18 protein-coding genes are annotated in these 15,574 nt (G+C 68.5%); 15 read left to right on the top strand and 3 right to left on the bottom strand.

Going from position 1 to position 15,574, the window contains the following annotated elements:
* Positions 1–72 precede the first annotated feature (72 nt).
* Entirely contained in the window at positions 73–447 is a 375-nt protein-coding gene (locus tag FE811_RS08320; protein WP_140847166.1) for a TIGR01244 family sulfur transferase, read from the top strand.
* 167 nt (positions 448–614) lie between these two features.
* Here FE811_RS08320 and FE811_RS08315 read toward each other — a convergent pair whose 3' ends face one another.
* Positions 615–935 (bottom strand): helix-turn-helix transcriptional regulator, encoded by a 321-nt coding sequence (locus FE811_RS08315; protein WP_036755424.1) that lies wholly within the window; start codon positions 933–935, stop codon positions 615–617.
* Positions 936–1,118: 183 nt separating this feature from the next.
* Between FE811_RS08315 and FE811_RS08310 the strand changes: the two genes are divergently transcribed.
* The 8 genes from FE811_RS08310 to FE811_RS08275 all read left to right on the top strand — a co-directional run bounded on the left by FE811_RS08310 (position 1,119) and on the right by FE811_RS08275 (position 8,675).
* Entirely contained in the window at positions 1,119–1,574 is a 456-nt protein-coding gene (locus tag FE811_RS08310) for a cytochrome c (protein ID WP_140847163.1), read from the top strand.
* Position 1,575: 1 nt separating this feature from the next.
* A complete protein-coding gene (locus FE811_RS08305; RefSeq protein WP_140847160.1) occupies positions 1,576–2,178 on the top strand; it encodes a cytochrome b/b6 domain-containing protein in 603 nt (200 codons plus the stop codon).
* A gap of 173 nt (positions 2,179–2,351) precedes the next feature.
* On the top strand, positions 2,352–2,552 hold the full coding sequence (locus tag FE811_RS08300) for a DUF2892 domain-containing protein (protein WP_036755416.1): 201 nt from the start codon (positions 2,352–2,354) through the stop codon (positions 2,550–2,552).
* 11 nt (positions 2,553–2,563) lie between these two features.
* Positions 2,564–3,523 (top strand): efflux RND transporter periplasmic adaptor subunit, encoded by a 960-nt coding sequence (locus FE811_RS08295; protein ID WP_140847157.1) that lies wholly within the window; start codon positions 2,564–2,566, stop codon positions 3,521–3,523.
* A complete protein-coding gene (locus FE811_RS08290; RefSeq protein ID WP_140847154.1) occupies positions 3,520–6,711 on the top strand; it encodes an efflux RND transporter permease subunit in 3,192 nt (1,063 codons plus the stop codon). The genes FE811_RS08295 and FE811_RS08290 overlap by 4 nt, the downstream gene beginning before the upstream one ends.
* Before the next feature lie 87 nt (positions 6,712–6,798).
* Entirely contained in the window at positions 6,799–7,605 is an 807-nt protein-coding gene (locus FE811_RS08285; RefSeq protein WP_140847151.1) for an AraC family transcriptional regulator, read from the top strand.
* A gap of 66 nt (positions 7,606–7,671) precedes the next feature.
* Positions 7,672–8,073, top strand: a complete 402-nt coding sequence (locus tag FE811_RS08280) for a DUF2000 domain-containing protein (protein WP_140847148.1) — start codon at positions 7,672–7,674, stop codon at positions 8,071–8,073.
* A gap of 2 nt (positions 8,074–8,075) precedes the next feature.
* On the top strand, positions 8,076–8,675 hold the full coding sequence (locus FE811_RS08275; protein WP_140847145.1) for a LysE family translocator: 600 nt from the start codon (positions 8,076–8,078) through the stop codon (positions 8,673–8,675).
* A 62-nt stretch (positions 8,676–8,737) separates the two neighbouring features.
* On the opposite strand, the gene FE811_RS08270 is transcribed toward FE811_RS08275, so the two are convergent.
* Positions 8,738–9,100, bottom strand: coding sequence for a DUF5368 domain-containing protein (locus FE811_RS08270; protein WP_036755399.1), 363 nt, complete (start codon positions 9,098–9,100; stop codon positions 8,738–8,740).
* 16 nt (positions 9,101–9,116) lie between these two features.
* Positions 9,117–10,427 (bottom strand): FAD/NAD(P)-binding oxidoreductase, encoded by a 1,311-nt coding sequence (locus FE811_RS08265; protein ID WP_255469693.1) that lies wholly within the window; start codon positions 10,425–10,427, stop codon positions 9,117–9,119.
* Between the two features lie 402 nt (positions 10,428–10,829).
* Between FE811_RS08265 and FE811_RS08260 the strand changes: the two genes are divergently transcribed.
* The 6 genes from FE811_RS08260 (at position 10,830) to FE811_RS08235 (ending at position 15,222) form a co-directional block, all read left to right on the top strand.
* The gene (locus tag FE811_RS08260; protein WP_140847142.1) at positions 10,830–12,107 is read left to right on the top strand and encodes a solute carrier family 23 protein; all 1,278 of its coding nucleotides are present in this window, start codon (positions 10,830–10,832) and stop codon (positions 12,105–12,107) included.
* A gap of 166 nt (positions 12,108–12,273) precedes the next feature.
* On the top strand, positions 12,274–12,954 hold the full coding sequence (locus tag FE811_RS08255) for a phosphatidylserine decarboxylase (protein ID WP_140847139.1): 681 nt from the start codon (positions 12,274–12,276) through the stop codon (positions 12,952–12,954).
* Entirely contained in the window at positions 12,954–13,697 is a 744-nt protein-coding gene (gene pssA, locus FE811_RS08250) for a CDP-diacylglycerol--serine O-phosphatidyltransferase (RefSeq protein WP_036755390.1), read from the top strand. The genes FE811_RS08255 and pssA overlap by 1 nt, the downstream gene beginning before the upstream one ends.
* 8 nt (positions 13,698–13,705) lie before the next feature.
* Complete coding sequence (locus FE811_RS08245; RefSeq protein ID WP_072462608.1) at positions 13,706–14,323, top strand: class I SAM-dependent methyltransferase; 618 nt, start codon at positions 13,706–13,708, stop codon at positions 14,321–14,323.
* Positions 14,324–14,365: 42 nt separating this feature from the next.
* Entirely contained in the window at positions 14,366–14,752 is a 387-nt protein-coding gene (locus tag FE811_RS08240) for a DUF4186 domain-containing protein (RefSeq protein ID WP_140847136.1), read from the top strand.
* Complete coding sequence (locus tag FE811_RS08235) at positions 14,749–15,222, top strand: YbaK/EbsC family protein (protein WP_114537948.1); 474 nt, start codon at positions 14,749–14,751, stop codon at positions 15,220–15,222. The genes FE811_RS08240 and FE811_RS08235 overlap by 4 nt, the downstream gene beginning before the upstream one ends.
* Positions 15,223–15,574: the final 352 nt, after the last annotated feature.

The following is a 15,574-nucleotide window of genomic DNA, read 5'->3' as shown; positions in this document are numbered from 1 at the left end:
GGAATCGCAATGGTCAAAATCGGGCAGCGATGGGCCGCGGCCCGCTCTGCCGCCGATCGGCAGGGGGTATGAATGTGGCCCTTTCGACGGCGCGGCAAGCCGCGGATTCGCAAGATTGACGACCGGTTCTCGGCCACCGGCCAGCTTCGTCCAGAAGACCTGCAGGCGGTCGCCGCGGCCGGGTTCCGGGTGCTGGTCTGCGTTCGCCGCGACGGCGAGGAACGTGGCCAGCCCGATTTCGCCACCATCGCCGCCGCTGCCGCGCGCCTGGGCCTGACCGCCCGCCACATTCCGGTGTCCGGCCAGCCCTCGGCCGGCCAGATTGCGGCTTTCCGCCGCATCCTGGCCGAGGCGAAGGGGCCGGTGCTGGGCTGGTGCCGCTCGGGCATGCGGGTCCGGGCGTTCTATGCCCTGTGCCGGCAACAGGCAGTGGCGAGCAGGGCGTGATGCCTTTGCGCAACCCGGCACCTTCGAAAGGCTGGGCCTGAAAAGGCGGGGCCTGGACAGGAGGTTCGCTTGCGCCAAGGGCCGCGGCCTGCCGCAGCAAGGCGCCGGAGCCCAGCGTCGCCCGGCCTGCCGCATGGCATTGCGGGCCGGGCTTGCGCCTAGCCGGATCAGCCCTTCGGGCCGCAGAACGTGTTGTAGAGCACTTCCATCACCTTACGGGCCGGCTGGCTTTCGATCCGATACCAGATCGTCTGCCCGTCGCGCCGGCCAAGGATGATCTTGTCGCGGCGCAAGAGCGCCAGGTGCTGCGACACGGTCGAATCGCGGATGCCCAGGAATTCCGCCAGCTGGCCCACGGATTTTTCACCCTGCACCAGCTGGCACAGGATCAGCAGCCGATGGCGGTTGCCAAGCGATTTCAGAAGCTCGCTGGCCTCGTCGGCGGCTGCGCGCATGGTTTCGGGGTCTATGCTGACGTCGGCACTCATGCTCCATAGCTACATTAATGCGAATATACGGTCAAGATGCGCCCGCAGGCTGCCGGTGCCCGGCCCAGGCGAGGGATCAGATCGCGACAGTTTGCCGCATTAATCTTCGAAGTTTCGAATGTTACGGCCTTTTACATAACGCGCATCAGCAAGCCATCAACAGCAAGCAACAAGGTGATTTCCATGCACAAGATCTTTCTGGCGGCCGCCGTCCTGGCCCTTCCCGCCATGGCCCAGGCCTCCGAGCCCGGCGATATTGCCGCCGCGCGCATCGGCTATTTCAGCCTGGTCAACTTGGAAATGGGCGGGCTGGCCGCCATGGCGCAGGGCAAGGCGCCCTATGACGCCGAACGGGCGCGGGCGCTGGCCGGGGATCTCAAGCTGCTGTCGGAATACCTGCATGACGACCTGCTGATGCCGGGAACCTCGAATGCCGACCTGGCCGGCAAGACCCGCGCCCTGCCGGCGATCTGGGAACAGACCGAGGATTACCGCGCCAAGGGCATGGCCTTCCGCGAGGCGGTCGCCACGCTGCACGGCGTCGCCGGCGAGGGGCAGGAGGCGCTTGCCCCCGCCGTCGGCCAGGTCGGGGCGACCTGCAAGGCCTGCCACGACAGCTATCGCGCCAAGGATTTCTAGGATGCGCGACGGCGCAGCCACCACCTCTGCCGAGCCTACCCAGGTGGTCCGGCTGTGGGATCTGCCCTTGCGGATCTTTCACTGGGCGCTGGCGGTCTGCGTCGCCGGGGCCTGGGGATTGGGCAAGTTCGGCCCCGATGTCATGACCCTGCATTTCCTGTTCGGCTATGCGGTGATCGGGCTTCTGGCCTTTCGGCTGCTCTGGGGCTTCGTCGGGCCGCGCCCGGCGCGGTTCCGCAGCTGCCTTCATGGTCCCGGGGCGGTTCTGGCCTATCTGCGGCAGCTTCCGGCGCGGCAGCCCAGCGTCTGGCCGGGGCACAACCCCCTGGGCGGGCTGTTCGTGATCCTGCTGCTGGCCGTGCTGGCGGTGCAGGTCGCGGCCGGCCTGGTCGCCGATCCGCAGGATTACGTCAATACCGGGCCGCTGGCCGGGGCGGTCAGCGCCCGGATCTCGCGCCTGGGGCTGGCCCTGCACGACCTGTTGGGCAAGCTGGTCCTGCCCATGGTGCTGCTGCATGTCGCGGCGGTGCTGTTCTATCGCCTGTGGAAGCGCGAGAACCTGATTCGCCCGATGATCACCGGGTGGAAGCGCATCCGCCGGTGACGGCGCATCCTGGCCGGAACCGCAGCCGTGGTTCCGGCCGAGGGCTGCGACCAAGGCGAAATGTCGCAGGCTGCAGGTTCGATTCCGGGGCGTCGTTGAAGACATTCTCCTTGAAACCGATTATACGTATATATGTATATACTGTCGGCAATCGGCTGTTCTGGAGTTCCCCGATGACACTTGATCGCACCATTCTTGCCTTTGCAGGGTTCATGGTCCTGCTTTCCGTCGCGCTGACCGTCTGGGTTTCGCCCTTGTTCGTCTGGCTGACGGTCTTTGTCGGCGCCAACCTGCTGCAATCCGCCTTTACAGGCTTCTGCCCGGCGGCCATGATCTTCCGCAAGCTTGGCATAAAACCCGGCTGCGCCTTCTGAAAGTTCGATCCATGCGATTGCTGCTGCTTGTCGCGCTTGTCGCCACCGGGCCGGCGCTGGCCGAGCCGTTGATCCTGGACTGGAGCGCGGTGCCCGAGATGAAGGCCGTCTACGGCACGGTCGAGGCCCGTGACACCATCCCGGCGCGGGCGCGCATCGGCGGCACGGTCGTGGAACTGCTGGTCAGCGAGGGGGATCGCGTCGAGGCGGGGGCGACGCTCGCCACCGTCCGCGACGACAAGATCGCCTTCCAGATCGCGGCCTTCGCCTCGCGGATCGAGGCGCTGCGGGCGCAGCTGGCCGAGGCGGAATCCGACTATGCGCGCGGCCAGTCGCTGGTGCAGCGCGGCGCGGCTTCGCAGCAGCGGGTCGAGCAGTTGCAGACCGCGGTCGATGTCATCCGCGGCCAGATCGCCGCGGCCGAGGCCGAGCGCGCCGTCATCGAGCAGCAGCAGGCCGAGGGTGCGGTGCTGGCCCCGGTCTCGGGACTGGTGCTGAGCGTGCCGGCCGTGCGCGGCTCGGTGGTGATGCCGGGCGAGGTGGTGGCGAGCGTGGGCGGCGGCGGCTTCTTCCTGCGCCTGTCGGTGCCCGAACGCCATGCCGCCGACCTGGCCGAAGGGGCCGAAATCCAGATCAGGGCCGGCGGCCAGGCTGCCGCGGGCCGGCTGGCCAAGGTCTATCCGCTGATCCAGGGCGGCCGGGTGCAGGCCGATGTCGAGGTCGACCGGCTGCCCGACGCCTTTGTCGGCGCGCGCGTGGCGGTGGACCTGCCTGTGGGCGAGCGCCGGGCGCTTCTGGTGCCCGCCGTGGCGGTGACGACCCGCGCCGGGGTGGATTTCGTCGGCGTCGCCGGCGCCGCGGGCGAAGAGCGGCGGGCGGTGCTGACCGGCGAAAGCCTGGCCCAGGACGACATTGAGATGGTCGAGATCCTGACCGGCCTTGCGCCGGGGGAAACGGTGATCGTCCCATGAACATCCCCGGCGATACCCCCCGCAGCCCCGGCCTGGCCGGCTGGCTGACGCGCGGCTTCATCACCTCGCCGCTGACGCCGCTGTTCCTGATCGCGGCGCTGGCCTTCGGGCTCATCGCGCTCATCAGCCTGCCGCGCGAGGAAGAGCCGCAGATTTCGGTCCCCATGGTGGACATCCGCGTCCAGGCCCCCGGCCTGCGGGCCGAGGATGCGGTCAAGCTGGTGACAGAGCCGCTGGAGACCATCGTCAAGGGGATCGACGGGGTCGAGCATATCTATTCCCAGACCCAGGACGACGGCGTGCTGGTCACGGCGCGCTTCCTGGTCGGCACCCCCTCTGATGCGGCGGTGCTGCGGGTGCATGACAAGCTGCGCGCCAACATGGACCGCATCCCGGTCGGCATCCCCGAGCCGCAGGTGCTCGGGCGCGGCATCGACGACGTGGCCATCGTGGCGCTGACGCTTTCGGCTCGACCCGATGCGGCGGACCGGGTGACGGCGGCCGAACTGACCCGCATCGCCCGCGAATTGCGCACCGAACTGGCCAAGATCGACGATGTCGGCCTGACCTATCTGATCGGCGAGACGGAGGAAGCGATCCGCGTCGCCCCCGACCCCGCCCGGTTGGCGCTTTACGGTATCACGCTGCAACAGCTGGCCGGCAAGGTCCAGGGCGCCAACCGCGCCCTGCCGGCGGGGATGCTGCGCGACGACGGCCAGCAGGTGATGCTGGTCGCGGGCGAGACCCTGCGCAGCCCCGACGAGATCGGCAACCTGGTGCTGACCGCGCGCGACGGCCGCCCGGTCTATGTCCGCGACGTGGCCGACGTGGGTTTCGTCTCCGATACGGCCGAGGCGCTGGTCGCCACCGTCACCCGCGATTCCGCCCGGCGCCCGGCGGTGACGCTGGCGCTGGCCAAGCGCGCCGGCGCCAATGCCGTCACCGTGGCCGAGTCGATCCTGCACCGCGCCGAGGCACTGCAAGGCACGCTGATCCCCGACGACATGCAGGTCGAGATCACCCGCGACTATGGCGAGACGGCCAACGAAAAGGCCAACGAGTTGCTGTATCACCTGGGCCTGGCCACGCTGTCGATCATCGCGCTGGTCTGGCTCGCCATCGGCCGGCGCGAGGCGCTGGTGGTGGCGGTGGTGATCCCGGTGACGATCCTGCTGACGCTGTTCGCGTCCTGGATCATGGGCTATACGCTGAACCGGGTCAGCCTGTTCGCGCTGATCTTCTCGATCGGCATCCTGGTGGACGACGCCATCGTGGTGATCGAGAACATCGCCCGGCATTGGGGCATGGGCGGCACCGACCGCCGCGAAACCGCCATCAGCGCGGTGATCGAGGTCGGCAACCCCACCATCGTCGCCACCCTGACCGTGGTGGTGGCGCTGCTGCCGATGCTGTTCGTCTCGGGGATGATGGGGCCTTACATGAGCCCGATCCCCTCGAACGCCTCGGTCGCGATGATCTTTTCCTTCTTCGTCGCGGTGACGGTGACGCCCTGGCTGATGCTGAAGGTCGCGGGCCGCGCGCCTCTGCACCACGGCGCCGAGGGGCAGGGCGGCCGGCTGGGCCGCGCCTATGCCGCCGTCGCCCGGCCGGTTCTGGCCAGCAAGGGGCGCGCCTGGCTGTTCCTGGGCGGGGTGATCGTGCTGACCTTCGGCTCGCTCGCGCTGTTCTATACCCGCGACGTGACGGTGAAGCTTTTGCCTTTCGACAACAAGTCGGAACTGTCCGTGACCATCGACCTGCCCGAAGGCGCGGCGGTCGAGGCGACGGATGCCGTGGCCCAGGCGGTGGCCAGGGTGGCGATGGACCTGCCCGAGGTGGTCTCGGTCCAGACCCATGCCGCCGCCGCGGCGCCGTTCAATTTCAACGGCCTGGTTCGGCATTCCTTCTATCGCACCCAGCCGCAGCAGGGCGAGGTGGCGGTCAACCTGGCGCCCAAGCACGACCGCGACCGCTCGAGCCACCAGATCGCGCTGGACCTGCGCGCGCGCATCCTGGCCCTGCCGCTGCCCGAGGGCACGGTGCTGAAGGTGGTGGAACCTCCGCCCGGCCCGCCGGTGATGGCGACGCTTCTGGCCGAGATCTATGGCCCCGACCCGCAGACCCGCCGCGCGGTGGGCGAAAAGGTCGAGGCGGCCTTCCGCTCGGTCCCCTTCATCGTCGATGTGGACAATTCCTGGGGTGATGCCGCGCCGCGGCTGCGGGCGCTGATCTCGCCCGACGACCTGGATTTCTACGGCGTGGCGGAATCGGATGTCTTCGACAGCATCGCCATCCTGAACGGCTCGACCACGGTCGGCTATTCCCACCGGGGCGAGGGGCGCGCGCCCATCCCGATCCGCGTCGAGCGGCCCCGAGAACAGCGCGTGCCGGGCGAGGATTTCCTGACCACGCCGATCCCGGCCGACCTTCTGCCCGGCAATCGCGGCGTGGTCGAGCTGGGCGACGTGGTGCGGATCGAGGAAGAGCGCGCCTCGCATATCCTGTTCCGCCACAACGGCCGCCCGGCCGAGATGGTGACGGCGGAACTCGCCGGCGATTTCGAGGCGCCGCTCTACGGCATGATGGCGGTCAAGGATGCGCTGGAGGCGCAGGACTGGACCGGCCTGCCCAAGCCCGAGATCCGGCTGCGCGGCCAGCCCGAGGACGACAGCGCCAGCACGCTGCTGTGGGACGGCGAATGGGAGGTGACCTGGGTCACCTTCCGCGACATGGGCGGGGCCTTTGCGGTGGCGCTTCTGGGCATCTATATCCTGGTCGTGGCGCAGTTCGGCTCTTTCCGGCTGCCGCTGGTGATCCTGACCCCGGTGCCGCTGACCTTCATCGGCATCCTGGGCGGACATTGGCTGTTCGGCGCGCCTTTTTCGGCGCCGTCGATGATCGGCTTCATCGCCCTGGCCGGGATCATCGTCAGGAACTCGATCCTGCTGGTGGATTTCATTCGCCACGACACCACCGGCCGGCCGCTGACCGAGGTGCTGATCGACGCCGGGGCCGTGCGTTTCCGGCCGATCCTGCTGACCGCTCTGGCGGCAATGATCGGGGCGGCGGTGATCCTGACCGATCCGATCTTCCAGGGGCTGGCGATCTCGCTCTTCTTCGGGCTGATCTCCTCGACGCTGCTGACGGTGCTGGTCATCCCGGCGGTCTATCGGGTGTTCCGCACCTGAGCCGCCGGGCCGATGGCTGGTCTTGGCGGGATGGTTGCCCTATTCCCAAGGAAAAGCCCGGCCGCCTTTCCTGCCACGACCGATGCCATGCAAGCAAACCGTTATCACCACCTCGGCTGGCATCACGGCATCGAACTGTTCGAGGCCGCCTTCAGCCACCAGACCTTTGGCCGTCATGCGCATGAGGGCTTTGCCATCGGCGCCATCGCCGAAGGGGCGGGCGGCTATGTCTGCCGCGGCGAAACCATGGTGTTGCCGGCCGGCACCCTGTCGCTGATGAACCCCGAAGAGCCGCATACCGGGCACGCCGCCGCCGACCGGGTGCGCTATACCATGCTTTACGCGTCCGAGGCGGCGGTCCGCGCCGTGCTGGGGCTGCGTGTCCTGCGCGGCTTTGCCGCCATCGCGCCGCGCGACCGCGGATTGCGCCTGGGCCGGGCCCTGGCGCATCTGGCCCATTGCCTGAATGCCCCGCCCAGCCCCGACTGGCGCCTTGCGGCGGAAGAGGCCGCGCATGGGGCCCTGGCGCTGGCCTTCGGCCAATACGGCCGCGCCGAATTGCGCCCGGCAGGGGACGAGCCGGCGGCGGTCCGGGCGGTCCGGGCACGGATCGTCGCCGGGGTCGAGGCGGGTGAGGCGCTGGCCCTTGCCGACCTGGCCGCCGAGGTGGGGCTGAACCCCTCTTACCTGATCCGCAGCATGCGGCGGGCCACCGGGCTGACGCCGCATGCCCATGTCTTGCAGGTCCGCATCGGCCATGCCCGCCGGCTGCTGCTGGAGGGCGTGCCCGCCGCCGAGGCCGCGGTCGCGGCGGGGTTTTGCGACCAGGCGCATCTGATCCGCCAATTCCGCCGCCACCTGGGCGTCACCCCCGGCGCGCTACTGAGGCATTAGCAGGTCGATTTCGTCCAATCCTTGCCCGCTCGATCCATGGCACGGGGTCCGGGAAAGGATTCGCCCATGCAATTGAAACCCGTCATCATCCTGGCCGCAGACCTGCCCCTGGGGCTCAAGGCCAATTTCGCCGCCGTCCTGGGCATGAGCCTGGGCCGGCTTCGTCCCGACCTGCTGGGCGGCGCGACCCCTACCGGCGACGGCATCGCCTTGCCCGGCATCACCGCTGTTCCCCTGCCGGTGCTATGCGCGCCGCTGCAGGATCTGCCCGGCCTTTTCGCCCAGGCCGAGGCTCTGCCGCTGCGGCTGGCCTATATGCGCGCCGCCTTCGAGGCGCGGGACTATCCCGATTACACCGCCCGCATCGCCGCCGCGCCGCTGGCCGATCATGCGCCGCAGGCGATCCTGCTGGCGGGGCCGCGCAAGGCGGTGGACCGGATCTGCGGCCGCCTGCCGCTGCTGCGTTGACCATGGCCGACCCGCAGGCCCTCCTGGCGATGGCCAGTTTCGCCCTGGCAGCCTCGGCCACGCCGGGGCCGGTCAATATCATCGGCGCCATGACCGGCGCGCGGTTTGGTCCGCGCCGGGCGCTGGCCTTCGTCAGCGGGGCGACCGCCGGCTTCCTGGTGCTGCTGCTGGGCTTTGGTGCCGGCCTGCTGGCGGGAACGACCTGGATCCTGGCGCTGTCCCGGCCCATGACGCTGGCCGGCGCGGCCTATCTGCTGTGGCTGGCATGGCGCCTGCTGCGCGACGACGGCCGGGTCGCATGGCGCGATCCGGCGGGGCAAGCCGCGCCCGGCTTCTGGTCCGGCGCGCTGGTGCAGGGCCTGAACCCCAAGGCCTGGCTGGCGGCGCTGTCCTCGCTTTCGACCTTCGTGATGCCGCTGGCCGAGCCGGCGGCGGGGCTGGTGGTCTTCGCCGCGCTTTTCGGCGGGATCTGCTGGGCCTCGCTGGCCGCATGGGCCTGGGGCGGGGCACGGTTCGGACAGGGCCGGCTGCGGGCGTTCAACCGCGGCATGGCCCTGATCCTGGCGCTATCGGTGGGCTGGATGCTGGTGCAGGCCTTCTGACGAGCCTGCGCGCAAGCGCAGGGCGGTCCCGGAGCCCGACCACCCTGCACTTGCGCCCCGGATCAGGGATTCTGCCCGGACCGCGGAGGCCGCAGCAGCGACTGGACGGTATAGACCAGGATGGCGCTGCCGACCGCGCCCAGCACCGCCACGCCCAGAAGCACGATCACGTCGATCGGCCCGCCGATGTCGCGCAGGCCGGAATGCGTCATCTGCTGGACGAAGATCACCGCCAGAATCGCACCGAAGGGCATGGACAGCTGCGCCCAGAGGAATTTGCGCATCGACATCGCCCGGTCGCGGATCAGCACGTAAAGATAGGCCGCCGTGACCAGCAGGGCGAGCGCGACCATGGTCCAGAACAGGCCGCGGCCGAAGATTTCCTCGAAGACCGCGATCAGGGTGCCGAATGTCAGTTCTTTCATGTTGCTTCCCCTTTCGTCAGGCCCGGCCGCGCAGCATGGCGTTATAGGTGGCCTTCAGCGCCACCTCTTTCATCAACCAGCTGATCCACAGCTCTTCCAGCGGGGCGATCACGCCGGGGAACGAGGGCACCAGGTTGTTGTGATAGTCGAACTCGACCAGCATCGCCCGGCCGACGCGGGTGATGAGCGGGCAGGAGGTGTAGCCGTCATAGATCTCGGTCCCCTCGCGCCCCTGCAGGGCGGCGACCAGATGGTCCTCGATCACCGGAACCTGCCATTTCACCGAAGCCGCGGTCTTGCCCTTGGGCACGCCCGCCACGTCGCCAAGCGCGAAGATCTCCGGGTAGCGCAGATGGCGCAGGGTCTTCATGTCGCATTCGACCCAGCCCTGGTCGGTCCATTTGTCGGCCCAGGAAAGCCCCGACTGCCGGATCACCTCGGGCGCGCGCTGCGGCGGGATGACGTGCAGGTAGTCATAGGGCATCTCGGTGGTGGACTTGACCATCTCGCCCGTCGCCGGGTCGGGGGCGGCGGTTTCGAACCGCGCCGTCTTGCGGCCGGGGTCGATGGATTTCAGCGTATGGCCGTAATAGGTGGCGACGCCACGCTCGGCGAACAGCATGCGCACCTTTTCCGCGACGATCGGCACCGAGAACAGCGCCGTCTGCGGGCAGGTGTAATGCATCTCGTACTTGCCCTTGGCGCCGCCGCGGCTGGCGATGTCGTCCAGCAGGAAGGTATGCTTCAGCGGTGCGCCGGCGCATTTCATCTCGGTCTCGGGGCGGGCGAACAGGCCGATGCCGCCTTCCTCGGTGAATTTCGACGCCGCCTGCCAGGTCTTGGCCGCATATTCCGGCCCGGCATAAAGCGCGCCGATCCCGTCCTTGCCCACCATGTCCAGCGAAAAGCCCTGGATCGCGCCGTGATCCAGCACCAGGCCCGGCGCCACCACCAGGAAGTCGTAGTCGAGCTTTTGCCCCTTTTCGGTCGAGACGGTCTTGGCCAGGGGGTCGATGGCAGCCGCCGCCTCGGCGATCAGCGTCACGCCCGAGGGCAGCCAGTCGGTCGTCTTGGACACCACGTAATTGGCCGGCTTCAGCCCCGCGGCGACCAGCGACAGGCCGGGCTGGTAAAGATGCTGCGCCCTGGGATCGATCAGGGTGATCTGCGCCCCGTCCAGCCGCTGCACCAGGCGGTTGGCCAAGGCGGTGCCGCCGGCGCCGGCGCCGATGATGATGATCCTGGCTTTCGTCGCGATCCTGCTGGCCTGGGCGGCGCGAACCCCCAGTCCCGCCGTCACCGCGCCGGCAAGGGCAAAGCTCAACACTCCCCTGCGAGAGGGTCGGAAATCGTCTCGTCCTGTCATTCGGCCTCCTCCGTGACCTTTTGCGGCCGGCCCCGGAGCGTGGTTTCCGGTTCTGCGGCCACATGCGCTGACACCCGCCCGAGCCTGCAACGACCGTCAAGCCAGCCGCAGCACGCAGGCGTCCTACAGGTAAGCACAAGACGGTCGGGGCGGCGTTCCCAGTTACCCGAGCCAGATGTTGGATGTATTCATATTCGATCCTATGAATGTATCAATATGCCAGATGGCTCGCATTTTACTTGCGCGGCACTTGGTCGCAGCGCCCGGCAAGGCAGGGCATTTGCGCCATTGCGCGGTTGCCACTGGCCTTTTTGCGCAAACCCGCCCACAAGCCGGTCCATCGAACCGAATCCGAGAGACGTGATGGGCTATTTTCCTGACTGGCGCCCCGCCGCGGGCGCCACGGTGCTTCCCGATGAAAAGCTGCCGCTGACCCAGGCGGTGCCGATGAGCCTGCAACATTTGCTGGCGATGTCCGGCTCGACCATCCTGGCGCCGCTGATCATGGGCTTCGATCCCAATGTCGCGGTGTTCTTTTCCGGCATCGGCACGCTGCTGTTCTTTGCCGTCACCGGCGGGCGGGTGCCCAGCTATCTGGGCTCGTCCTTTGCCTTCATCGCCGTCATCATGGCGGCGACCGGCTTTGCCGGCGGCGGGCCGAACCCCAATATCGCCGTGGCGCTTGGCGGCATCATCGCCGCCGGCCTCGTCTATGCGCTGATCGGGCTGGTGGTGATGGCCATCGGCGCGGGCTGGGTGGAAAAGCTGATGCCGCCGGCGGTGACGGGCGCCATCGGCATGTCCATCGGGCTGAACCTGGCGCCGGTGGCGGTCAAGCAGCTGGCCGGCAGCCACGCGCATCTGAGCATCGCACTGGCGACCGTGCTGTGCATGGCCATGGTCTCGGTCTATGGCCGGCAAGCCACGCGGCGGATCGCGGTGCTGGTCGCGCTGCTCTTCGGCTATGGGATGGTGCTGGTCCTTGGCAACGGGCTGGGGCTGGTGCCGGGCATCGACTTCGCCGCCGTCGCCGCCGCGCCCTGGTTCGGGGTGCCGAACTTTACCGCGCCGCGCTTCGAATGGTCGGCGATCAGCCTGATCGCCCCGGTCGCCATCGTGCTGGTGGCCGAGAACCTGGGCCATATCAAGGCCCTGGGCGCGATCACCGGGCAGAGCATGGACCGCTATATCGGCCGGGGCTTCTTGGGCGACGGGCTGGCCACCATGCTGGCCGGCGCGGGCGGCGGCACCGGCGTCACCACCTATGCCGAGAACATCGGCGTCATGGCCATGACCCGCGTCTATTCCACGCTGATCTTTCCCATGGCGGCGGCGATCGCGATCTTCCTGGGGCTCTCGCCCAAGTTCGGCGCCGTGCTGCAAACCATCCCGGCGCCGGTGCTGGCGGGGCTGGCGGTGTCGGTCTTTGGCCTGATCGCCTCGGCCATGGCCCGGATCTGGGTGGACAACAAGGTCGATTTCTCGGACCCGCGCAACCTGTTCACCGTGGGTGTGGCGCTGATCATGGGGGCGGGGGATTTCACCGTGAACATCGGCAATTTCTCGCTGGGCGGCATCGGCACCTCGACCTTTGCGGCGCTGGCGCTCTACCAGCTGCTGGGCATCGGCCGGCGGGCGTGACATCCTGAGGCGGGCCCCGCGACCGGGGCCTGCGCCCTGGGGCGGCCGGATGCCCCTGCGGCAAGGACCGCGCGCCAGGGACAACATGTATGGCAGGCTGCGCTATTGCGTGCGGTTTCAATCGCATTATGACTGGCGGCGCCGATCAGCCCATGGGGAATGCCAGATGCGCATGCGCGACACCTTCATCAAGCCCATGCACCGCGAGGGCATCCGCTTCGTGGCGGCCTTTGCCGCCGCCACCCTGCTGCTGTTCCTGATATGGGAGCCGCTGGGCTGGATCGGGGTCGGGCTGACCGTCTGGTGCTATTACTTCTTCCGCGACCCCGAACGGGTGACGCCGGCGCGGCCCGGACTGGTCATCAGCCCGGCGGACGGCGTCGTCTCGCTGATCGAGCCGGCGGTGCCGCCGGCCGAGCTGGGCATGGCCGACACCCCGCTGACCCGCGTCAGCGTGTTCATGAGCGTCTTCAACTGCCATGTGAACCGCAGCCCCGTGGCGGGCGAGGTGGTGGCGGTCGCCTATCGACCGGGCAAGTTCTTCAACGCCTCGCTGGACAAGGCCAGCGTCGACAACGAAAGAAACGGGCTGCGCATCCGCATGGCGGACGGGCGCGACCTGGCGGTGGTGCAGATCGCCGGGCTGGTCGCGCGCCGCATCGTCTGCTTCGTCAAGCCCGGCGACCGGCTGGGCCGGGGCGAACGCTTCGGGCTGATCCGATTCGGCTCGCGGCTGGATGTCTATCTGCCGCCGGGCGTGGTGCCGCTGGTCGAGATCGGCCAGACCATGGTCGCGGGCGAATCGGTCATCGCCGAACTGGCGCCGGCCGGGCAGGCGGAGGCGTGATGGACCAACCCACCGGCCCGCAGACCGAATTTTCGCTGGTCCAGCTCTTGCCCAACGTGCTGACCATCGTCGCGGTTTGCGCCGGGCTGACCGCCATCCGCTTCGGCGTGCAGGGCGACTACATGCCGGCGGCGCTGCTGATCATCGCCGCGGGCATCCTGGACGGCATCGACGGGCGGATCGCGCGGCTGCTGGGCTCCTCCAGCAAGATGGGGGCCGAGCTGGATTCGCTGGCGGATTTCCTGAATTTCGGCGTTGCCCCGCCGCTGATCCTGTATTTCTGGGCGCTGCGGGACTCTCGCGGCCTGGGCTGGATCTGCGTGCTGCTTTTCGCCGTCTGCTGCGTGATCCGGCTGGCGCGCTTCAACGTCTCGGCCAAGTCCGAGGATACGCAGCGCGACAGCGCCTATTTCGAGGGCATCCCCTCGCCCGCCGGGGCGCTGCTGGTGATGCTGCCGATGTATCTGTCCTTCGCCTTCGCCGACCGGCCGATGCTGCCGGCGATACTGATCTGCCTGCACATGGTCCTGGTGGGGCTGCTGCTGATCAGCCGCATCCCGACCTGGTCCTTCAAGACCACCCGGATCTCGCGCGAGAACGTCAAGTTCTTCCTGGTCGGCGTGGCCTTTGTCGGGGCGGCATTGCTGACCTTCGCCTGGGTGACGCTGATCGCGTTGTGCTTGGGTTATGTCGTCATGGTCATCTGGGCCTGGATCGACCGGGAACGACCCTCAAACCGATAGGAACGGCCATGGACATCAAATCCATCCAAGCCTCGTATTCACGCTGGGCGCCGGTCTACGACCGGACCTTCGGGGCGGCGACCAACATGGGCCGGCGCCGGGCGGTGGACTACATCAACCGCCGCGGCGGCTCGGTGCTGGAGGTGGGGGTCGGCACCGGCCTGTCGCTGGAGCATTACGGCCCGCACATGCAGGTCACGGGCATCGACTTCAGCCGCGAGATGCTGGACAAGGCCGTCGCCAAGGTGCAGCGGCTGGGGCTGAAGCAGGTGCAGGCGCTGCGGCAGATGGATGCGCGGGCGCTGGATTTCCCCGACAACCATTTCGACACGGTGACGGCGATGCACGTCCTGTCGGTGGTGCCCGAGCCCGAGCGGGTGATGGCCGAGATCGCGCGGGTCTGCAAGCCGGGCGGCAAGGTGGTCATCACCAACCATTTCGCGCGCGACCGCGGCGCCATGGCGGCGGTCGAGCGGATCTTCGCCCCCCTGGCCAACACCATCGGCTGGCATTCCGATTTCCGCATCGAGCGGGTGCTGGGCCAGGAATCGCTGGTCCTCGAGGAACGCCGCACCCTGCCGCCCCTGGGCATGATGACCTTTCTGGTTCTGGCCAAGGCGGGCTAGGCGGGGCTTTCCGCGGCGCGCCGGGACGGCTATGTCCTGGGCATGACCGATCAGGACCAGATCCTGGGCCGGCTGGCCCGGTCCGCCTTTCGCAGCCGCTTTCGCCTTGGCCGGAAGGAGCGGAGCTATGCCGACGCCAGGGGGCGCGAGACCGTCGCCGCCCATGCGCGCGACTTCATCGCCGCGCGGCTGGCGCCGGCCGCGCCGCCGAACGACGGCCGCCAGACCCCGATGCGCGGCCATCCGGTCTTCATCGCCCAGCACGCCACCGCCTGCTGCTGCCGCTCTTGCCTGCAGAAATGGCACGGCATCCCGCGCGGCCGGGCGCTGGATGCCGCGCAGCAGGCGCAGATCGTCGACCTGCTGATGGCCTGGATCGACCGCGAGATGGGCTTTCGCCCGCCGCCGCCGGAAAGGCCCGCGGAATGAGCGGCGCCACCCCGGCCACGCAATTCCTGCTTCGGGCGCAGGTGGCCTTTCGCCCGGTCGAATACCGCTATGATCCGGGGTCCGAGCGCGTGGCGCTGCAAGCGGCCGAGGCCATCGGCCTGCCGCCCGCCCGCCTGCTCAAGACGCTGATGGTCGAGGTGGACGGCCGTCCCGCCTGCGCGGTCCTGCCCGGCGATCGCAGCCTGTCGATGAAGCGGGTGGCGGCGGCATTCGGCGGCAAGTCGGCGACGATGATGCCGCCCGCCAAGGCCGAGCGGCTGACCGGCTATCATACCGGCGGCATCAGCCCCTTCGGCCAGCGCCGCCCGGTGCCGGTGGCCTTCGAGGCCGAGGCCATGGGCTTTGACGAGGTGGCGATCAACGGCGGCAGGCGCGGGCTGTTGCTGCTGCTGTCGCCGCGCGATGCGCTGGCCGCGCTGTCGGCCAGGGCGGCACCGCTGTCCGCCTAGCCCCCGCAATCGCCATTCCCCTTAACCAGTTGCTGGTGGCTGCGAGAAGGTCGCAGCCATTGAAGGGGATGGTCCTGCGGTGGTAGCGGGTCGCGAAACGGCGGAAGTGTCTGGGTCTGTCGAAGCCGCGTTCGATGCGGTTTCTGTCGTTCGCAAACAGACGGCTATCATTCCCGGTCCGGCCCGGATCGCCTGCCTTTCCGGGCAGATGCGACGCGATCCTCTCCCGTTGGGCGTGGCTCAACGCCGAGCGCTTCGTGGCCATCCTGAACCTCGTGTCATCTCGGGATGTCCAGTGAACCGCTCCATTCCACCCAAGGAAATCCTGAATGTCGATCCGCCCTGGGACACC

Source organism: Paracoccus sp. FO-3, from assembly GCF_006386455.1.
In the GTDB taxonomy this organism is placed as follows: domain Bacteria; phylum Pseudomonadota; class Alphaproteobacteria; order Rhodobacterales; family Rhodobacteraceae; genus Paracoccus; species Paracoccus versutus.
Note: the sequence above shows the minus strand (reverse complement) of the source record. Positions and strands in the feature narration are given on the sequence as shown.

Excerpts from the sequence above, each read along its gene's own strand:
- FE811_RS08255 (WP_140847139.1), top strand. The coding sequence starts at position 12,274 with ATGCGCATGCGCGACACCTTCATCAAGCCCATGCACCGCGAGGGCATC.
- FE811_RS08280 (WP_140847148.1), top strand. The coding sequence starts at position 7,672 with ATGCAATTGAAACCCGTCATCATCCTGGCCGCAGACCTGCCCCTGGGG.
- FE811_RS08305 (WP_140847160.1), top strand. The coding sequence starts at position 1,576 with ATGCGCGACGGCGCAGCCACCACCTCTGCCGAGCCTACCCAGGTGGTC.
- FE811_RS08240 (WP_140847136.1), top strand. The coding sequence starts at position 14,366 with ATGACCGATCAGGACCAGATCCTGGGCCGGCTGGCCCGGTCCGCCTTT.
- FE811_RS08275 (WP_140847145.1), top strand. The coding sequence starts at position 8,076 with ATGGCCGACCCGCAGGCCCTCCTGGCGATGGCCAGTTTCGCCCTGGCA.
- FE811_RS08270 (WP_036755399.1), bottom strand. The coding sequence starts at position 9,100 with ATGAAAGAACTGACATTCGGCACCCTGATCGCGGTCTTCGAGGAAATC.
- FE811_RS08315 (WP_036755424.1), bottom strand. The coding sequence starts at position 935 with ATGAGTGCCGACGTCAGCATAGACCCCGAAACCATGCGCGCAGCCGCC.
- pssA (WP_036755390.1), top strand. The coding sequence starts at position 12,954 with ATGGACCAACCCACCGGCCCGCAGACCGAATTTTCGCTGGTCCAGCTC.
- FE811_RS08260 (WP_140847142.1), top strand. The coding sequence starts at position 10,830 with ATGGGCTATTTTCCTGACTGGCGCCCCGCCGCGGGCGCCACGGTGCTT.
- FE811_RS08290 (WP_140847154.1), top strand. The coding sequence starts at position 3,520 with ATGAACATCCCCGGCGATACCCCCCGCAGCCCCGGCCTGGCCGGCTGG.
- FE811_RS08285 (WP_140847151.1), top strand. The coding sequence starts at position 6,799 with ATGCAAGCAAACCGTTATCACCACCTCGGCTGGCATCACGGCATCGAA.
- FE811_RS08310 (WP_140847163.1), top strand. The coding sequence starts at position 1,119 with ATGCACAAGATCTTTCTGGCGGCCGCCGTCCTGGCCCTTCCCGCCATG.
- FE811_RS08300 (WP_036755416.1), top strand. The coding sequence starts at position 2,352 with ATGACACTTGATCGCACCATTCTTGCCTTTGCAGGGTTCATGGTCCTG.
- FE811_RS08235 (WP_114537948.1), top strand. The coding sequence starts at position 14,749 with ATGAGCGGCGCCACCCCGGCCACGCAATTCCTGCTTCGGGCGCAGGTG.
- FE811_RS08295 (WP_140847157.1), top strand. The coding sequence starts at position 2,564 with ATGCGATTGCTGCTGCTTGTCGCGCTTGTCGCCACCGGGCCGGCGCTG.
- FE811_RS08245 (WP_072462608.1), top strand. The coding sequence starts at position 13,706 with ATGGACATCAAATCCATCCAAGCCTCGTATTCACGCTGGGCGCCGGTC.
- FE811_RS08320 (WP_140847166.1), top strand. The coding sequence starts at position 73 with ATGTGGCCCTTTCGACGGCGCGGCAAGCCGCGGATTCGCAAGATTGAC.